The 17,894-nt window shown below is 65.6% G+C and carries 12 protein-coding genes; 10 read left to right on the top strand and 2 right to left on the bottom strand.

The genetic code is table 11. From position 1 onward, the window contains the following. Nucleotides 1-45: 45 nt before the first annotated feature. Nucleotides 46-3,210 carry a bifunctional proline dehydrogenase/L-glutamate gamma-semialdehyde dehydrogenase PutA gene (gene putA, locus FE240_RS15250; RefSeq protein WP_193002155.1) on the bottom strand — a complete coding sequence of 1,055 codons (3,165 nt, stop codon included), beginning with the start codon at nt 3,208-3,210 and terminating at the stop codon, nt 46-48. Between the two features lie 262 nt (nt 3,211-3,472). Then, nucleotides 3,473-4,072, bottom strand: coding sequence for a TIGR04211 family SH3 domain-containing protein (locus FE240_RS15245; protein ID WP_193002152.1), 600 nt, complete (start codon nt 4,070-4,072; stop codon nt 3,473-3,475). Nucleotides 4,073-4,367: 295 nt separating this feature from the next. Here FE240_RS15245 and FE240_RS15240 point away from each other — a divergent pair, with 295 nt between their 5' ends. The 10 genes from FE240_RS15240 to hypE all read left to right on the top strand — a co-directional run bounded on the left by FE240_RS15240 (nt 4,368) and on the right by hypE (nt 17,887). Further along, nucleotides 4,368-5,618 carry a methyl-accepting chemotaxis protein gene (locus FE240_RS15240; RefSeq protein ID WP_193002149.1) on the top strand — a complete coding sequence of 417 codons (1,251 nt, stop codon included), beginning with the start codon at nt 4,368-4,370 and terminating at the stop codon, nt 5,616-5,618. 42 nt (nt 5,619-5,660) lie between these two features. Beyond that, nucleotides 5,661-6,092: a GNAT family N-acetyltransferase gene (locus FE240_RS15235; protein WP_193002145.1), complete on the top strand. Its 432-nt coding sequence runs from the start codon at nt 5,661-5,663 to the stop codon at nt 6,090-6,092. Between the two features lie 58 nt (nt 6,093-6,150). Further along, complete coding sequence (gene glnE / locus FE240_RS15230; protein WP_193002141.1) at nt 6,151-9,015, top strand: bifunctional [glutamate--ammonia ligase]-adenylyl-L-tyrosine phosphorylase/[glutamate--ammonia-ligase] adenylyltransferase; 2,865 nt, start codon at nt 6,151-6,153, stop codon at nt 9,013-9,015. A gap of 75 nt (nt 9,016-9,090) precedes the next feature. Continuing rightward, nucleotides 9,091-10,092 (top strand): sensor domain-containing diguanylate cyclase, encoded by a 1,002-nt coding sequence (locus FE240_RS15225; protein WP_042047751.1) that lies wholly within the window; start codon nt 9,091-9,093, stop codon nt 10,090-10,092. Nucleotides 10,093-10,205: 113 nt separating this feature from the next. Further along, the gene (locus tag FE240_RS15220) at nt 10,206-10,979 is read left to right on the top strand and encodes a DeoR/GlpR family DNA-binding transcription regulator (RefSeq protein WP_042047752.1); all 774 of its coding nucleotides are present in this window, start codon (nt 10,206-10,208) and stop codon (nt 10,977-10,979) included. Between the two features lie 27 nt (nt 10,980-11,006). Next, complete coding sequence (glmS, locus tag FE240_RS15215) at nt 11,007-12,839, top strand: glutamine--fructose-6-phosphate transaminase (isomerizing) (protein WP_042047753.1); 1,833 nt, start codon at nt 11,007-11,009, stop codon at nt 12,837-12,839. A gap of 414 nt (nt 12,840-13,253) precedes the next feature. Continuing rightward, nucleotides 13,254-15,524 carry a carbamoyltransferase HypF gene (gene hypF / locus FE240_RS15210; RefSeq protein ID WP_193002138.1) on the top strand — a complete coding sequence of 757 codons (2,271 nt, stop codon included), beginning with the start codon at nt 13,254-13,256 and terminating at the stop codon, nt 15,522-15,524. Nucleotides 15,525-15,535: 11 nt separating this feature from the next. Continuing rightward, entirely contained in the window at nt 15,536-15,793 is a 258-nt protein-coding gene (locus FE240_RS15205; RefSeq protein WP_193002135.1) for a HypC/HybG/HupF family hydrogenase formation chaperone, read from the top strand. Further along, on the top strand, nt 15,787-16,908 hold the full coding sequence (hypD, locus tag FE240_RS15200) for a hydrogenase formation protein HypD (protein WP_193002132.1): 1,122 nt from the start codon (nt 15,787-15,789) through the stop codon (nt 16,906-16,908). Before FE240_RS15205 ends, hypD begins: the two co-directional genes overlap by 7 nt. Then, nucleotides 16,895-17,887, top strand: coding sequence for a hydrogenase expression/formation protein HypE (gene hypE, locus FE240_RS15195; RefSeq protein ID WP_193002128.1), 993 nt, complete (start codon nt 16,895-16,897; stop codon nt 17,885-17,887). Before hypD ends, hypE begins: the two co-directional genes overlap by 14 nt. The last annotated feature ends 7 nt before the right edge of the window (nt 17,888-17,894 follow it).

The following is a 17,894-nucleotide window of genomic DNA, read 5'->3' as shown; positions in this document are numbered from 1 at the left end:
AAAGAGCCGCCCTCGGGCGGCTCTTTGCATTGTTGGCGCCGGCAATCAGGCATCGCCCATCGCCAGCAGGGTAGCGTTGCCCCCCACCGCCGTGGTGTTGATGGTGCGGGTCTTCTCGGTCACGAAGCGGTGCAGATAGTGAGGGCCGCCAGCCTTGGGGCCGGTGCCGGAGAGCCCCTGGCCGCCGAAGGGCTGAACCCCGACCATGGCGCCGATCTGGTTGCGGTTGATGTAGACGTTGCCCACGTTGAGGCGGTTTGCCAGTGCCTCGGCATGGGACTCGTTTCGGCTGTGAATGCCCAGAGTCAGGCCATAGCCGGTACCGTTGATCTCATCGATGACGTTATCCAGCTCACGGGCGGCATAGCGCACCACGTGCAGGATCGGGCCGAACTGCTCCCGTTCTAGCTCCTTGATGGAGCGGATCTCCAGCGCCGTCGGCTGCACGAAGTGCCCCTCCTGGGTCGCCTTGGGCATGGGAGCCTGGGCGATCAGGCGGCTTTTCGGGATCATTCGGGCGAGATGCAGATCCAGCCCCGCCTTGGCCTCGGCGTCGATGACAGGGCCGACATCGGTGCTGTGCTCGGCCGGGTTGCCGACTTGCAGCTCCTGCATGGCGCCACTGAGGATCTCCAACACCCGCTCGGCGATCTCCTCTTGCAGATAGAGCACCCGCAGGGCCGAGCAGCGCTGGCCGGCGCTCTGGAAGGCGGCACTCACCACGTCGCGCACCACCTGCTCGGGCAGGGCGGTGGAGTCGACGATCATGGCGTTCTGGCCGCCGGTTTCGGCAATCAGCGGCAGGATGGCGCCCTCGCGGCTGGCCAGGGTCTGATTGATGAGGCGGGCGGTCTCGGTGGAGCCGGTGAAGCAGACGCCGCCGATGCGGCGATCGGCGGTCAATCGGGCGCCGACGCTGGCGCCATCCCCCGGCAGCAGGTGCAGCACGTCAGCCGGAATGCCGGCCTGGTGGGCCAGGGTCACCGCCAGGTGGGCGATGAGGCCGGTCTGCTCCGCCGGCTTGGCCACGACCGTGTTGCCGGTGGCAAGCGCCGCTGCCACCTGACCGAGGAAGATGGCCAGTGGGAAGTTCCACGGGCTGATACAGACGAACACGCCGCGCCCTTGCAAGAACAGCTCGTTCTGCTCGCCGGTGTAGCCGGGCAGCAAGGTGGCCTTGCCCATCATGGTGCGGGCCTGTTGGGCGTAGTAGCGACAGAAATCCACCGCCTCGCGCACCTCGTCGATGCCATCTTGCAGCAGCTTGCCCGCCTCGCGGGTACACAGGGAGATGAGCGGCTCGCGGTTCGCCTCCAGCAGATCGGCGAGCCTTTCCAGGGCGGCGGCCCGCTCGGAGACCGGCGTCTCGCGCCAGTGCGGGAAGGCGGCGTGGGCCGAAGCCAGCGCCTGCTCGACGGCGGCCCCGTCGGCCCAGTGGATCTTGCCCACCACTTGGCTCACGTCTTGCGGGCTCAGCACGGCGTGGGCCTCGCCCGTGGTCAGGGTGGTGCCGTTGACGATGGGGCCTCCTTGCCACGGCTTGCCCTCCAGCTCCTTGAGCTTGGCGAAGAAGGGGCGCTGGATGGAGACGATGTTCATGTTGACGCCGCTTGAGTTCTTGCGGTCGCTAAACAGGCTCTGCGGCAGCGGGATGCGATCGTTGGCCAGGGTCGGGTAGCGCTTGAGGGTGCGCAGCGGATGTTCGGCCAGGCGGTCGGCCGGGGTGTTGGGGTCGACCAGCTTGTGTACGAACGAGGTATTGGCGCCGTTTTCCAGCAGGCGGCGCACCAGATAGGGCAGCAGATCCTTGTGGGCGCCGACCGGGGCATAGATGCGGCAGGCCTGTCCCGGATGCTCCTTGAGCACTGTGTGGTAGAGCTCGTCCCCCATGCCGTGCAGACGCTGGAATTCAAACTGACGCTCGCCGGCCATCTCGAGGATGGTCACCACAGTGTGGGCGTTGTGGGTGGCGAACTGGGGCGAGATGGCGCCCAGGGTGGCATCGCTCAGCAGGTAGCGGGCGCAGGCCAGATAAGAGACGTCGGTGCCCGCCTTGCGGGTGTAGAGGGGATAGCCGGGCAGACCGGCCTGCTGGGCATACTTGAGCTCGCTGTCCCAGTAGGCGCCCTTGACCAGCCGCACCGGGATCACATCCCCCTGCTCGCGGGCTAGGGCCGTCAGCCAGCACAGTACCGGCAGGGCGCGCTTGGAGTAGGCCTGCACCACCATGCCGAGCTTGCCCCAGCCGCGGTTGGCCTCACTGCGGTAGAGCTGCTCGAACAGATCGAGGGAGAGCTCGAGTCGGTCCATCTCCTCGGCATCGATGCTGATGGCCACGTTCCGCTCCCGGGCCAGGTGCACCAGCCCGGCGAGCCGCTCGCACATCTCGCCGAGCACCCGAGCGCGGTTGGCCACGTCGTAGCGCGGATGCAGGGCCGAGAGTTTGATCGAGATGGAGGGGGCCGGGCCGCCGTCGTTGATGCGCTCGGCACCGACCGCTTCGATGGCGTTGCGATAATCGCCCAGGTACTTGTCGGCGTCCTGCATGGTCAGGGCCGACTCCCCCAGCATGTCATAGGTGTGGGTGAAGCCCTGCTCGCGCTGCTTGCGGCTGGCCTTGAGCGCCTCTTTCATGTCGCGCCCCAGCACGAATTGCTTGCCCATGATCTTCATGGCGGCATACATGGCCGAGCGCACCACCGGCTCCCCCAGCTTGTTGACCATGCGCCCCAGCAGGTTGGCCGGGTTGCCGTCGAGTTTCTTGTCGAACTTGATGATCTTGCCGGTCAGCATCAGGCCCCAGGTTGAGGCATTGACCAGGGTCGAGTCACTCTTGCGAAAGTGGGCTGCCCAATTGGCGCCGGAGAGCTTGTCTTTGATCAGGGCGTCGGCGGTCTCGGCATCCGGGACGCGCAGCAGCGCCTCGGCCAGGCACATCAGGATGATCCCTTCCTGGGTATCCAGGCTGTACTCCTGCAAGAAGGCATCGATGCCGTCACCGGCCCCGTTCTCTTGGCGCACCTTGCCCACCAGAGCCGTGGCGCGGCGGGTGATGCGCTCCAAGGTGGCGCCGTCGCTCGGCAGCATGGCGGACAGTTCGGCGAGGTAGGCGTTCTCGTCCACCACATAGTTCTGGGTGATGGCCTCGCGCAGGGCGGCGAGATCGGTAGGGCGGTAATCGGGGGCAAGCACTTGGGTCGCGTTGAACATGTGGGGTCTTCCTGTACACCCTGAGGGATTGATGGGAAGGCGCTCGGCGCCAGTATGCCGGTAATGTATACAATTTTAATGAAGGGATGAAATGAAAATGTTGCCACTTCATTAAATTAAAGGCGGTAAAAGGGGGCGCGAGCCCTATTTTCAGTGGATTATCGGAGCGGGAGAAATTGGTGTGGGGTGAAATCGTATACGAAATTAGCCGGCCATCGGCATGAAAAAAGGGCGCTATGGCGCCCCTTTTCGTGCCGGACGTTCAGTCCATCCAGCGATCGCGACGGCGACGTTTGGGCAGCATGGGCAGCATCAGCCCCAGCAGCAGGCCGGCACCGACCATCAGACCACCGCGCACGAACCAATCCATCTGCATGTCATGTTCGCGGTTGTCATAGCTCTGATTGAGCGCATCGTTCTGCTCCTTGAGGCTGGTCACCTGTTCGGTCTGCGCTTGCAACTGAGATTGCAGGGCGGCCAGTTGCTTCTTCTGCTCGGCAATGGCGGCATCCTTCTCGGCGAATTGACGCTCGTTGTCCCCATTGAGGTTTTGCAGGCGGCCTTTGAGCTCGTCGAGCTGCTTTTGCAACTCGGGCAGCTGCTGGCGGTAGCTCGGGGCGGTTTGCAGATCGTCGTTCTTGACCCAGCCGGCACGACCCTTACTGTCCTTGATCTGGACAAAGCCGGCCTCACTGCCACCTTGCAGCTCGACCGGTTCACCGGCCTTGACGCTACCGAGGATGCGGAACTGGGTGCCCGGGCCCCCGTGGATAAAGGTGTAGATGTTGTCGGATACATAGCGGGTCTCGGCCATTGCCTGGTTGGCAAGCAGGGCGAGCAGGATCCCGATCAGGGCGCGCATGGTCAGTTCAATTCTCTTTTGGCGGTGGAAAACAGATGGGATGTTAAGCTGCCGGCCCCCCAAACCACAAGCACCAGAATACGGGAGTGTGACCGCTTCTGGCTGGAAACAGTCCCGATTGCCTCCATTGACCGCGTTTTCACTTGCGCCGCGCGGCTCCGCGGGCGAGAGAAAAACGGCGTGATCGTGTATGCAAATTCCACTTTTTTACTGAGGTTTTATTAACGAAATGACAACTCGTGTCGATAGCCTTGATCGACAAGGAAAAATGCACATTTCAGAGAGGGAGGATGCGATGCGGTTCAATGTGTTGGAGCGCTACCTGAGCGATATTCGGCTGGTGCCCAAGGTGGTGCTGCTGATGGTAGCGAGCACCCTGTTGTTGCTGGGGAAGCTGTGGTTTGATGCCAGCTATCTGGAGTCCACCCTAACCGAGGGCGGCATCGATGCGGCTCGGGCCGCTGAGATCGCCGGTCGGCTGGTCTGGGCCGGCCTGGTCGAGACGGCGGTGATGGGGGTGTTTTTCGTCATATTCCTACTGGCCGGCTCGCGCTTGATGGTGCGGCAGGTGCGCTATCTGGTCGGCTTGTTGCACCGATTCTCACAAAAGGATCTCAGCCACAGTGTCGAACTCGATTCGAAAGATGAGTTTGGTGACATAGCGCGTGCCGTGGCCGACTCCCAGAGCCATCTGCGTCAGGTATTTGGTGAGCAGCGTGGTATCAGCAAGGAGCTGGGCGATATCTCCTCCCAAGTGACCCTCTGTATGGAGGAGGCCTATGAGTCGATCAATGAGGAGTTTCGCCAGATCGAGCAGCTCGCCGGCGCCATGAGTGAGATGGCGGCCTCGGTGCGCGATGTGGCAGGGCACGCCGAGCAGGCCTCCCAGGCCACCGGCCAGACCCGAGATCTGGCCATCATGGGGCAGGGACACGTGGCCGACACGGTGAGTACCATGGCCAGCCTCTCTAACAACATCCAGCGCTCTTCGGGGGTGGTCAACGAGGTAGAAGAGGGGGTGCAGCGCATCGGCTCAGTGGTCGACACCATCCGCAGTATCTCGGAGCAGACCAACTTGCTGGCGCTCAACGCCGCCATCGAAGCCGCGCGGGCCGGTGAGGCGGGGCGCGGTTTTGCCGTGGTGGCCGACGAGGTGCGCAACCTGGCCAACCGTACCCAGGTGGCCACGGTCGAAATCCAGCAGATGATCGAGCAGTTGCAGCAGAGCGCGCGTCAGGCCACCGATCTGATGGCGCAGAGCGTGGTTCAGGCCGACACCGGCTTGGAGCAGGTCAACCGGGCCGGCTCCCAGCTCGAAACCATAGTGCAGCGGGTGCACGAGGTGGCCGACATGAATGAACAGATCGCCTCCGCCGCCGAGCAGCAGAGCACGGTGGCCGAAGATATGGAGAGCAACCTCACCCAGGTCAAACAGGTGGTGGAGGGATCGGTGGTGGTGATCCGCGAGCTGCTCGAGGCGAGCGGCATGGTCGAGGGGCATTGCCGCCGGCTGGACGGCACCATTCGCGCCTTCAAGCTGGACTAGGGGAGGGGGAAGGGCGATAAAGAAGCTCCCTTCCTCGACAGGATGTCATCCATGGAGATCAGCACGCAGCAGGATCGCCTCGATCTTGACCTCATCCATCGCTATTTGGCGGAGCAGAGCTACTGGGCGCGTGGTATCCCGCGCGCCACCTTAGATCAGGCGCTGCGCCACTCCCTCTGTTTCGGCCTCTACGAGGCGGGGCGCCAGTTGGCGTTTTGTCGCGTCATCACCGACTACGCCACCTACGGTTACCTCTCCGATCTCTTTGTGCTGCCCGAGTCGCAGGGGCGCGGGCTCGGCAAGGCGCTGATGGCGGCGGTCATGGCACACCCCGAACTACAGGGGCTGCGCCGCTTCTGCCTTGCCACCTCGGATGCCCACAGCCTGTATGCCCGTTTTGGCTTCGGCGCACCGGCCAAACCGCAGACCCTGATGGAGCGCTACGATCCCGATATCTATCAGCGTTCCCTATGACTTGAACCGGGCGGGATGCTAGATTGGCTGCCATTGTCCGCTGCAAAGGAAGCCCGTCGTGACCCTGCCCGCCTCTCTGCTCTCCCTGGCCGAACGCCAGTGGCAACGCCTGCTGGAGCAGGCTCCTGATTATGCCACCTTGCCGGCGTCACAGCGGGAGCGCCTGCTGACCCTGCTCGGCCTCTCCGATTTTATCGGTGAGTCGCTGATCCGTGAGCCCGCCCTGCTCGGCGAGGTGCTGGCCAGCGGTGAGCTGGAGCAGGCCGAGCGCTGGCCGCACTATCCCGCCTGGCTGGCTGGGGCGCTGGCCGAGGTGCAGGACGAAGAGGCGCTCAAGGGGGCGCTGCGCCGTTTTCGCCGCCGCCACATGGTGGTGATCGCCTGGCGCGAGCTGCTGGGGCTGGCCTCGGTGGAGGAGAGTTTCGTCCATCTGACCCGGCTCGCCGATGCCCTGATCGGCCAGACCCGCGACTGGCTCTACGCCTTGCAGTGCCGCGAGCTCGGTACCCCCATGGATGGGGAGGGGAATCCGCAACCGCTGTTGATCCTTGGCATGGGCAAGCTGGGCGGCGGCGAGCTTAACTTCTCCTCCGACATCGATCTCATCTTCACCTTCCCCGAGAACGGCTACACCCACGGCGGGCGGCGCGAGCTGGCCAACCAGCCGTTCTTCATCAAGCTCGGCCAGCGCATCATCAACGCCCTGCATCAGAACACCGTCGATGGTCAGGTGTTCCGGGTCGACATGCGGCTGCGCCCGTTTGGCGATGCCGGCCCGCTTGCCATCTCGTTTGCCGCCATGGAGGACTACTACCAGCACCACGGCCGCAACTGGGAGCGTTACGCCATGGTCAAGGCGCGCCTCATCGGGGGGGAGTGTCACTATGGCCAGGAGCTGGGGGAGCTGCTGCGCCCCTTCGTGTTCCGCCGCTACATCGATTTCGGGGTGATCGACGGACTGCGCCAGATGAAGGCGATGATCGCCGCCGAGGTGCGCCGCAAGGGGTTGCAGGGCAACATCAAGCTGGGGGCGGGCGGCATCCGCGAGGTGGAGTTCATCGTGCAGGCCTTGCAGCTGATCCGGGGGGGCCGTGAGCCGGCGCTGCGGGTGCGTCACCTGCCCGATGCCCTGGCGGCCATCGCGGCCTCCGGCGCCCTTGGGGAGCCGGAGTGTGCCCGCCTGCTCACCGCCTACCGTTTTTTGCGCAAGGTCGAGAACCTGTTGCAGGAGATAGGCGATCAGCAAACCCAGATGCTGCCGGTGGAGGAGCGCGATCGCGAGCGGCTGATCCATGCCATGGGGTTCTCCTCCTGGCCCGCCTTCATGGCGACCCTGGAGCAGGAGATGGCGGCGGTACACGACGAGTTCATCAAGGTGGTCGGGGAAGAGAAAGAGGCGCCGGCCCACCTCGAACAGGTGTGGGTCGATCTGTGGCGCACCGCCCTCGAGCAGGAGGAGATCGTGGCGCTGCTGGCCGAGCAGGGGGCCGGTGAGGCCGAGGCATTGGCGACCCACCTGATCCACTTCAAGGAGGAGGCGACCCGCCGTCAGGTGGGGCCGCAGGGGCGCACCGCCCTCGACTGGCTGATGCCGGAGCTGCTCAAGCTGGTGGCGGGCAGCCGCGAGCCGGGGCGCCTGTTCGAGCGCCTGTGCCAGCTGCTGGCGCGCATCTTCACCCGCAGCGCCTACCTGCAACTGCTGGCCGAAAACCCGGGGGCGCTGCGTCAGCTGGTACGGCTGTGCGAGGCCAGCCATCTGGTGAGCGAGCAGCTGTCGCGCTACCCCATTTTGCTCGACGAGCTGCTCGATCCGCAGCACCTCTACCACCCGACCCCGCTCGATCACTACAAGCCCCAGCTGCGCCAGTTCCTGCTGCGCATTCCTGAAGAGGACGTGGAGCAGCAGATGGAGGCGCTGCGCCAGTTCAAGCAGGTGCAGCTGCTGCGCATCGTGGCGGCCGACATCGCCGGCGCCCTGCCGCTGATGAAGGTGAGCGACCATCTCACCTGGCTGGCCGAGGCGATCATCGGCGAGGTGGTCAACCAGGCATGGAGCCAGATCAGCGAGCGTTACGGGGTGCCGCCCGAGGTGGCCGAGAGCGGTGAGCGCGGCTTTGCCGTCGTCGCCTATGGCAAGCTCGGAGGTATCGAGCTTGGCTATGGCTCGGATCTCGATCTGGTGTTCCTGCACAGCGGCGCCCCAGGCGGCTACACCAATGGGCCCAAGTCCATCGACAGCCGGCAGTTCTACATCCGCTTGGCGCAGCGGGTGCTGCACCTCTTTAGTACCCGCACCCCCTCCGGCATCCTCTATGAGATCGACATGCGGCTGCGCCCCTCTGGCGATGCCGGCCTGCTGGTCTCCTCCCTTGAGGCCTTCGAGCGCTACCAGCAGGAAGAGGCGTGGACCTGGGAACATCAAGCCCTGGTGCGGGCCCGCCCCGTCTATGGTGACGAGCGGCTGCTGGCCGAGTTTGCCCGGGTGCGCCGCGAGGTGCTGGCCCACGAGCGAGACCCGGCCGAGCTGGCCAAGGCGGTGCGCGAGATGCGCGCCAAGATGCGCGATCATCTGCTCAAGGCGGGGGAGGGGGAGTTTGACCTCAAGCAGTCGCCGGGCGGCATGGTGGATATCGAGTTCATCGCCCAGTATCTGGTGCTGGCCAACGCCTGCGAGCATCCCCAGGCGCTGACCCGCTGGTCCGATAACGTACGGATCTTCGACGAGTGCGTGATGGCCGGCGTGATGGATCTGGCCGATGCCGAGGGGCTCAAGCACGCCTATCTGGAGATCCGCAACCTGGGCCACCGCCTCAACCTCTCGGAGGTTTCGCGCCGGGTGGGTGATGAGCAGTTGCTCACCGAGCGCCAGCATGTGCTGCGGCTGTGGCAGCAGTGGCTGGAGTGTGGCGCAGACGGGGTATGACCCTGTCATTTTTACGGGTACCTCTCCTACACTTGTGATCAATGCCCAGGGATGGGATACGTGAGGTAGAAAGGCATGCTCGGAGAAAGCCAGGAGATCTCGCTGCAAGAGGTCGATGAGAAGGCGCTGCACGCCATTCTCGAGGTGATCAGCGATGGCGTGTGGGACTGGAATGCCAACACCGGGTTCGTCTATCGCAATCCGGGTTGGTACACCATGCTGGGTTATTCCCCGCACACCCTCGGCAATACGGTGTTTACCTGGGAGGGGGTGATCCATCCGGAGGATCTGGAGCGGGTCATGACCCACTTCGATGCCTACATCAACGGCCTCTCCGATCACTACTGCATCGAATACCGCTGCCGTACCCAGAGTGGTGACTACATCTGGATCGAAGATCGCGGCCGCATCGTGGCGCGCAACGGCGACGGCTCGGTGGCGCGGATGATCGGCGCTCACCGCGATATCCACGCCAGAAAGCTGCTGCTCGAGCGGCTCGAGTCGCGCAATGTCTCCCTCGAACGGCTGGTCGAGGAGCGCACCGCCGAGCTGATCCAACTCAATGCCGAGCTCAAGTCTCAAGTCGAGCTCAACCGCCAGTTGGCCGAGACCGACTGCCTGACCCAGGCCTTCAACCGGCATGGCATGGAGAAGGCGCTCAAGCGCGAGTGTGAGCGGGCCAAGCGTTTCAATCACCCCCTTTCGCTGGTCATCATGGACGTCGATGACTTCAAGGCCATCAACGACAGGTACGGCCATGCGGCCGGCGATCGCGCCCTGGTACAACTGGTGGCGCTGGTGCGGCTGCATGTGCGCGAGATTGACCTCATCGCCCGCTGGGGCGGCGACGAGTTCATGATCATCTTGCCGAGCACTCCACTTCATTCGGCGCGGGTGGTGGCCGAGAAGATCCAAGAACTGATGCTCTACCACCCCCTCATCGAGGAGGAGCCGGTGACCCTGAGCGTGGGGCTGGCCGAGTATCGGCGCCATGACACCCCGCAGGAGCTGACGGTGCGCGCCGATCGGGCCCTTTATCGCGCCAAGAGCAGCGGCAAGAACCTCATCTGCCACTGACGACGGCAACCCGAAGGGGCCCCTTGGGGCCACTTTTTTTTTCTTTTCCCTCTTCTCAAGGCTTCGGTTTCACTGCTAACATTTCGCAATTCTTTCGAATCGAAACTTATTCTGTGACCAAACGTAACACCCAACAACGCCGCCATGCCATCGTCGCCCTGGTTCAGGAGCTGGGTGAGGTGAGCGTCGACACCCTCGCCAAACGGTTCTCTACCTCTGAAGTCACTATCCGCAAGGATCTCGCCGTGTTGGAAACCGGGGGCCTGCTGCTGCGCCGTTACGGCGGTGCCGTGCCGCTACCGAGCGAGATGGTGACCGAGGAGAACCCGGAGCAGGTTTCGAAACGAAAGCGGGCGATTGCCCGCGCGGCCGCCGAGCGGATCCGCGATCACAACCGCATCATCGTCGACAGCGGCACCACCACCAGCGCCATGATCCCGCTGCTGGGCGCCAAGCGGGGACTCATCGTGATGACCAACTCCCTCGGCGTGGCCGGTGCCCTGCGCGAGCTGGAGAACGAGCCGACCTTGCTGATGACCGGCGGCACCTGGGATCCCCACTCCGAATCCTTTCAGGGGCAGGTGGCGGAGCAGGTGCTGCGCTCCTATGACTTCGACCAGCTCTTCATCGGCGCCGACGGCATCGATCTGGAGCGCGGCACTACCACCTTCAACGAGCTGGTGGGGCTGTCACGGGTGATGGCCGAGGTGTCGCGCGAGGTGATCGTGATGGTTGAGTCGGAGAAGATCGGCCGCCGCATTCCCAATCTCGAGTTGCCATGGAGCCGCATCCAGACCCTGGTGACCGATGACGAGCTGGCTCCCGCAGCCAGAGAGCAGATTCAGGCACAGGGGGTGACGCTGATCTGCGCCCCCCTCAATAGCTAATAACGTTCAAGTTCAAGGAGAGTCTCTATGTGTGGCATCGTCGGGGCCGTGGCCCAGCGTGATGTGGCTGAAATTCTGGTCGAGGGGCTGCGCCGCCTCGAGTATCGCGGCTATGACTCGGCCGGGGTGGCGGTGTTCAGCGCCGAGCACCCCTTGCAGCGGGTGCGTCGTCTCGGCAAGGTGGCCGAGCTGGCCAAGGCCCTCGACGAGCAGGCGGTGCACGGTGGCACCGGTATTGCCCACACTCGCTGGGCCACCCACGGCGAGCCCTCCGAGCGCAATGCCCACCCCCATGTCTCCGAGCATATTGTGGTAGTGCACAACGGCATCATCGAGAACCACGAAGTGCTGCGCGAGCGCCTCAAGGGACTGGGTTACGAGTTCAGCTCCGACACCGACACCGAGGTGATCGCCCACCTGGTACACCACGAGCTCAAGAGCGCCCCGAGCCTCATCGCCGCCATGCAAAAAGCGGTCAAGCAACTGCGTGGCGCCTACGGCACCGTGGTGATGGACATCCGTGACGACAGCCGTCTGGTGGTGGCCCGCTCCGGCTCGCCGCTGGTGATTGGCCGTGGCATCGGCGAGAACTTCATCGCCTCCGACCAGTTGGCCCTGCTGCCGGTGACCCGCCGCTTCATCTTCCTCGAAGAGGGGGACGTGGCCGAGGTGACCCGCCGCGACGTGCAGGTGTTCGACATCGAGGGTAACCCGGTGGCGCGCGAGGAGAAGGAGTCCGACATCTCCCATGACGCCGGTGACAAGGGCGAATACCGCCACTACATGCTCAAGGAGATCCACGAGCAGCCCTCCGCCATCAACCAGACCCTGGATGGGCGCCTCGGTCTCGATCACGTGGTGGTCGAGGCGTTCGGCAACGGCGCCCGCGCCATCTTCGATCAGGTGGAGCACGTGCAGATCGTCGCCTGCGGCACCTCCTACCACTCCGGCATGGTGGCCCGCTACTGGTTCGAGTCGATCGCCGGGGTCTCCTGCGACGTGGAGATCGCCTCTGAGTTCCGCTACCGCAAGTCGGTGGTGCGTCCCAACAGCCTGCTCATCACCCTCTCCCAGAGCGGTGAGACCGCCGACACCCTGGCCGCCCTGCGTCTGGCCAAGGCGTCCGGCTACATGAGCTCGCTGGCTATCTGCAACGTGCCGGGGTCGTCGCTGGTGCGCGAGTCGGCGCTGGCCTTCATGACCCGCGCCGGGGCAGAAATTGGGGTGGCCTCCACCAAGGCCTTCACCACCCAGTTGGCCGGCCTGCTGATGCTGGTGGCCGCCATCGGCCGCTGCCGCGGCAACCTGGATGCCGCCGCCGAGGCCGCCCTGGTCAAATCCCTGCAAGCGCTGCCCCAGCGCATCAAGGAGAGCCTCTCCTTGGCCAAGCAGATCGAGACCCTGGCCGAGGAGTTCGCCGACAAGCAGCACAGCCTGTTCCTGGGCCGTGGCGATCAGTACCCCATCGCCATGGAGGGGGCGCTCAAGCTCAAGGAGATCTCCTACATCCACGCCGAGGCCTACGCCGCCGGTGAGCTCAAGCACGGCCCGCTGGCCCTGATTGATGCCGAGATGCCGATCATCGTGGTGGCACCGAACAACGATCTGCTGGAGAAGCTCAAGTCCAACGTGGAAGAGGTGCGCGCCCGTGGCGGTATCCTCTACGTCTTTGCCGACGCGGCCACCGGCTTCAAGAGCGACGAGACCATGCGAGTGATGAACCTCAACCATGTGGAAGAGGTGATCGCCCCCATCGTCTATACCGTGCCGTTGCAGTTGCTCTCCTACTACGTGGCCCTGATCAAGGGCACCGACGTGGATCAGCCGCGTAACCTGGCGAAATCCGTGACGGTGGAATAACCCGCTATCACTCGTAAAAGGGGAGCCGACGGCTCCCCTTTTTTATGGGCGCGGCGGCAAACCTCGCCGAGCCGATATTGCATAACTATTGAATGTGAACATGGGGTCACCCCCGGCCATGACGCCCGCATGGGAGGGGGCATCGAGCCCCTTTCCATACACCGTCATGAAAGCCTTTTCTGTGATGCCTGGCACACAATGAAATGCCCCATCACCGGAAATTTTAAGGTGTTATTTCTCGTCCTATTTGGTTCTTGATTCAGGTTAGGTTTGCGCCCAGATCGGGGGCGTAGAGTGGTCCTCATCGTGAGCGGTGGCGAAGTGGCTGACGGAATATGCATATCCCACCGCATTATTCTCGCCTTGTGACCCGGAGATGGTCATTGGGTGACGAGTCGTGGCTCCGCTTTCGAGATGAACAGACGCAAACTGGTCGAGATCACCGGCATAGTGCAGGGGGTGGGCTTTCGCCCCTTCGTCTACGGTCTGGCCCACGCCCGCTCTTTGAGCGGTTGGGTGTGCAACGACGCGCACGGCGTCACCCTGGAGGTGCAGGGGGACGATCCGGCTCTGGACGGCTTTCTGCACGCCCTGACCCATGCGCTGCCGCCGCTGGCCCGCATCGACCGCTGCACTGTGACCGATAGGCCGGCGTTGCCGGACGAGCGCGGCTTTGCCATCCGCCAGAGCCAGCCGACCGGGGATGCCTGCGCCTGCATCTCGCCGGATCAGGGGGCCTGCCCCGCCTGTCTGGCTGACGTGGCCAACCCGCTTGATCGCCACTACCGCTACCCCTTCACCAACTGCACCCACTGCGGCCCGCGCTACACCATCATCCGCCGCCTGCCCTACGACAGGCCGGCCACCGCCATGGCGGACTTTGCCATGTGCCCGCGCTGCGCCGCCGCCTACCGCGATCCGCTCGATCGCCGTTATCACGCCCAGCCGGTGAGTTGCCCCGAGTGCGGGCCGCAGCTCACCCTGCGCGGCCCGGATGGCCGGCCGCTGGCCGAGCGTGAGGCGGCCCTGGCGGGGGCGGTAGCCGCCCTGCGCGATGGGGCCCTGGTGGCGGTCAAGGGGATGGGGGGCTTTCACCTGATGTGCGATGCCGCCGATGCGGCGGCGGTGGCGCGCCTGCGCGCCCTCAAGCGCCGCGCCCGCAAACCGCTGGCGGTGCTGTGCCGGGATCGGTGCCAGGCCGAGCCGCTGGTGCAGGCCAGCGAAGCCGAGTGGCAGCTGGCGCTCTCCCAGGCGCGCCCCATCACCCTGATGCGCAAGGGGAAGGCCGTGCTGGCCCCTAACCTGGCGCCCGGCGTCCCCTATCTCGGCCTCTTTTTCCCCTATACCCCGCTGCACCAGCTGCTGCTCGAGGGTTGCGATCGGCCGCTGGTGGCCACCAGCGCCAATCGCTCCGGCGCGCCGATCCTGACCGAGGGGGAGGCCGTGCTGCGCGAACTGGGGCACGACCTCGACCTGCTGCTCGATCACAACCGGCCGATCCTGCACCCGTGCGACGATAGTCTGGTGCAGATTGCCGGCGGCCGGCGCCAGATGCTGCGCTTGGCCCGTGGCTATGCCCCCTGGTCGCCGCCGCTGTCCCAGCCGCTGGTGGCCCCCGTGTTGGCGGTCGGCGCCCAGCAGAAGGTGAACCTGGCGCTGGCGTTTGGCCGCACCCGCCTCTACGGCCCCTACCTGGGCGATCTCGGCTCGCTCGCCATGCAGCAGGAGTTCGAGACCCAGCTCGCCCTCTACCGGGATCTCTACCGTTTCCGCCCGGCCCTGCTCGCCTGCGATGACCACCCCGGCTATGACACCTCCCGCTGGGCGCAGGCCCAGGCCGACGCGGGGCTGAGCCTGCTCAGGGTACAGCACCACCATGCCCACCTGCTGGCGGTGATGGCCGAGCACGGCATCACGGGCCCGGTCAACGGCATCGCCTTCGACGGCACTGGGCTGGGGGCGGACGGCACCCTCTGGGGCGGCGAGTGGCTGCGCGCCGACGTGCACGGTTGCACCCGGCTGGGCCACCTCAAGCCGTTTCGCCTCATCGGCGGCGAGCAGGCCATCCGTGAGCCGGCCCGGCTGCTGCTGGGCTGGCTGCTCGAGTCGATGAGCCCGGTGGCGATCCGCGCCCTGCGCCTCCCGGCCATCGAGCGCCTCGGTGAGGCGCGCTTTGCCAACCTCTGCCAGCTGTGGCGGCTTGGGCGCAATGCCCCTTACGCCAGCTCGGTCGGGCGCCTGTTCGATGCCCTGGCGGCCCTGCTCGATGTGGTCGAGACCCTCGACTACGAGGGGGAGGCGGGGCTGCTGGTCGAGGGAGCGGCCATGGGGGCCGAGCCGCTGCCGATGGCCTTTGCGCTGGATGAGCAGGGGGTGTTTGACGCCGCCTCTCTGTTACCGGCCCTGCTCGGGCCCGCCCCGGCGGGGCAGAAGGCCGCCGGTTTTATCGCAGCCCTGGCCGATCTGGTGGCCCGGCTGGCCGAGCGCGAGCCGGGGTTGCCGCTGGTGCTGGCCGGCGGCGTGTTTCAAAACCGCTTGCTGATGGAGCAGGTGGCGGCCCGGCTGCCGACCCCCTTTCTGGTGAGCGAGACCCTGCCCCTCAATGACGGCGGGATCGCCGCGGGTCAGCTCTGGTATGCCATTCATCACCCGGACGCGGCGCGGCCGGGTCTCACGCACGAGTAAGGAGTCTTTGCATGTGTCTCTCCATCCCCTCTCAGGTGGTGGCCCTGCATCCGGAGCGGGAGCAGGTGACGGTCGACACCCTGGGGGTGACCCGCGAGGTGAGCACCCTGCTGCTGGGTGAGCCGCTGACGATCGGCGACTATGTGCTGCTGCACGTGGGGTTTGTCATGAGCCGGGTTGATGAGCACGAGGCGGCCGAGAGCCTCGCCTACTACCGCCAGATGCTGGCCGCCGACGATGAGGCGGAGAGCGGGGTGGCCCCATGCTGAGCCTGGATGATCTCTACCGCGGCTTTCGCGAGCCCGAGGTGATCCGCGCCATGGCCGGCGAGATCCGGGCACTGGCGCCGCGCCTGCCCGAGCCGCTGCGGGTGATGGAGGTGTGCGGCGGCCACACCCACACCATCATGAAGTTCGGCCTGACCCAGCTGCTGCCGCCCGAGGTGGAGTTCATCCACGGCCCCGGCTGCCCGGTCTGCGTCATGCCCAAGGAGCGCATCGATCAGGCGATCGCCCTGGCCGAGCAGCCCGGCGTCATCCTCACCACCCTGGGCGACATGATCCGGGTGCCCGGTTCACGGGGCTCGCTGGCCCAGTGCCGGGCGCGCGGCGCCGACGTGCGCCCCCTCTACGATCCGCTTGATGCCCTCGCCATCGCCCGCGACAACCCGCAGCGCACCGTGATCTTCTTCGCCATCGGCTTTGAGACCACCACCCCCATGAGTGCGGCGCTGCTGGCCGAGGCGGAGTGCCTCGGTATCGACAACCTCTTGCTGCACATCAACCACGTGCTGGTGCCGCCGGCCATCGAGGCGGTGATGGCCGAGCCCGCCTGCCGGGTCAACGCCTTCATCGGCCCCTCCCACGTCAGCGTCATCACAGGGGCCGAGATCTACCGCCCCATCGTCCAGCGCTATCGCCTGCCGCTGGTGGTGAGCGGCTTCGAGCCGGTCGATGTGATGGAGGCGCTGCTGATGCTGGTGCGCCAGCGGGTGGCGGGGCGCTGCGATCTCGAGGTGCAGTACCGCCGCGCCGTGACCGCCGAGGGCAATCGGCTGGCCCGCGAGCTGGTGGCGCGCTATTTCGAGGTGCGCGAGCACTTTCGTTGGCGCGGGCTGGGGGATATTCCCGCCTCGGCCCTGCGGCTGCGCGGCGAGTTTGCCCACCGCGATGCCGAGCGCCGCTTCGCGCTCGATCAGAGCCCGATCGAGGATCACAAGGCGTGCCAGTGCGCCGACATACTGCGCGGGCTGGCCAAGCCGAGCGACTGCCGGGTGTTTGGCCGCGGCTGCGATCCGAGCCGCCCCATGGGGAGCTGCATGGTCAGCTCAGAGGGGGCCTGCAATGCCTATTACCGTTACCGGGGGCTTAATGAAGACCATTGAACTCAGTCACGGCGGTGGCGGCGTACAGATGAACCGGCTGATCCGCGATCTCTTCTTTCACCACTTTGGCAACGAGATCTTGCTGCGCGGCGAGGATGCCGCCGTGCTGGCGATGGCGGGCCCGCTCGCCTTTACCACCGACGGCTTCACCGTCTCGCCGCTGCGCTTCCCCGGTGGGGACATCGGCAAGCTGGCCATCGCCGGCACGGTCAACGATCTGGCCATGATGGGGGCCCGCCCCGAGTACCTGGCCTGTAGCTTCATCATCGAGGAGGGGTTTGCCCTCGACGAGCTGGCGCAGATAGTGCGCTCCATGGCCGACGAGTTGGCGGTCAGCGGGGCCCGCATCGTCTGTGGCGACACCAAGGTGGTGCCGCGCGGGGCGGCCGACGGCCTCTTCATCACCACCAGCGGGGTGGGGAGCGTGCGCTGCCCCGGCATCTCGGCCGGCGCCGTGCAGGCCGGGGATGCCATCTTGGTGTCGCGCGACGTGGGGCGCCACGGCGCCTGCATCCTGATGGCGCGCGACGGGCTGCAACTGGGCTCGGATCTCAAGAGCGACTGCGCCACCTTGTGGCCGCTGGTGGAGGCGCTGCTGGCCGAGGGGATAGTCCCCCACGCCCTGCGCGATGCCACCCGTGGCGGCCTCTCGGCGGTGCTCAACGAATGGGCGACCGGCTCCCAGGTTGGGCTGGCCCTCGCCGAGGCGGCGATCCCGGTCAGCGATCCGGTGCGCGGCCTGTGCGAGCTGTACGGCTTCGAGCCGTTCGATCTGGCCAACGAGGGCACCCTGATCCTGGCGGTGTCGGCCGAGCAGGCTCCCGCCGCTGAGGCGGTGCTGCTGCGCTTCAATGCGCAGGCGGCCTGCATCGGCGAGGCGGTGGCCGATCATCCCGGCAAGGTGGTGCTCACCTCGCCGTGGGGCAGCCGCCGCTACCTAGAGCTGCCGGCCGGCGAGCTGCTGCCGCGTATCTGCTAAGGAGTCA

Source organism: Aeromonas simiae (genome assembly GCF_014892695.1).
Lineage (GTDB): Bacteria > Pseudomonadota > Gammaproteobacteria > Enterobacterales > Aeromonadaceae > Aeromonas > Aeromonas simiae.
The sequence above is the reverse complement of the archived record's forward strand: the minus strand, read 5'-3'. Positions and strand labels throughout refer to the sequence as shown.

Coding starts and splice junctions, on each gene's coding strand:
- putA (WP_193002155.1), bottom strand. CDS start 3,210: ATGTTCAACGCGACCCAAGTGCTTGCCCCCGATTACCGCCCTACCGAT.
- FE240_RS15245 (WP_193002152.1), bottom strand. CDS start 4,072: ATGCGCGCCCTGATCGGGATCCTGCTCGCCCTGCTTGCCAACCAGGCA.
- FE240_RS15240 (WP_193002149.1), top strand. CDS start 4,368: ATGCGGTTCAATGTGTTGGAGCGCTACCTGAGCGATATTCGGCTGGTG.
- FE240_RS15235 (WP_193002145.1), top strand. CDS start 5,661: ATGTCATCCATGGAGATCAGCACGCAGCAGGATCGCCTCGATCTTGAC.
- FE240_RS15225 (WP_042047751.1), top strand. CDS start 9,091: ATGCTCGGAGAAAGCCAGGAGATCTCGCTGCAAGAGGTCGATGAGAAG.
- glmS (WP_042047753.1), top strand. CDS start 11,007: ATGTGTGGCATCGTCGGGGCCGTGGCCCAGCGTGATGTGGCTGAAATT.
- hypF (WP_193002138.1), top strand. CDS start 13,254: ATGAACAGACGCAAACTGGTCGAGATCACCGGCATAGTGCAGGGGGTG.
- FE240_RS15205 (WP_193002135.1), top strand. CDS start 15,536: ATGTGTCTCTCCATCCCCTCTCAGGTGGTGGCCCTGCATCCGGAGCGG.
- hypD (WP_193002132.1), top strand. CDS start 15,787: ATGCTGAGCCTGGATGATCTCTACCGCGGCTTTCGCGAGCCCGAGGTG.
- hypE (WP_193002128.1), top strand. CDS start 16,895: ATGAAGACCATTGAACTCAGTCACGGCGGTGGCGGCGTACAGATGAAC.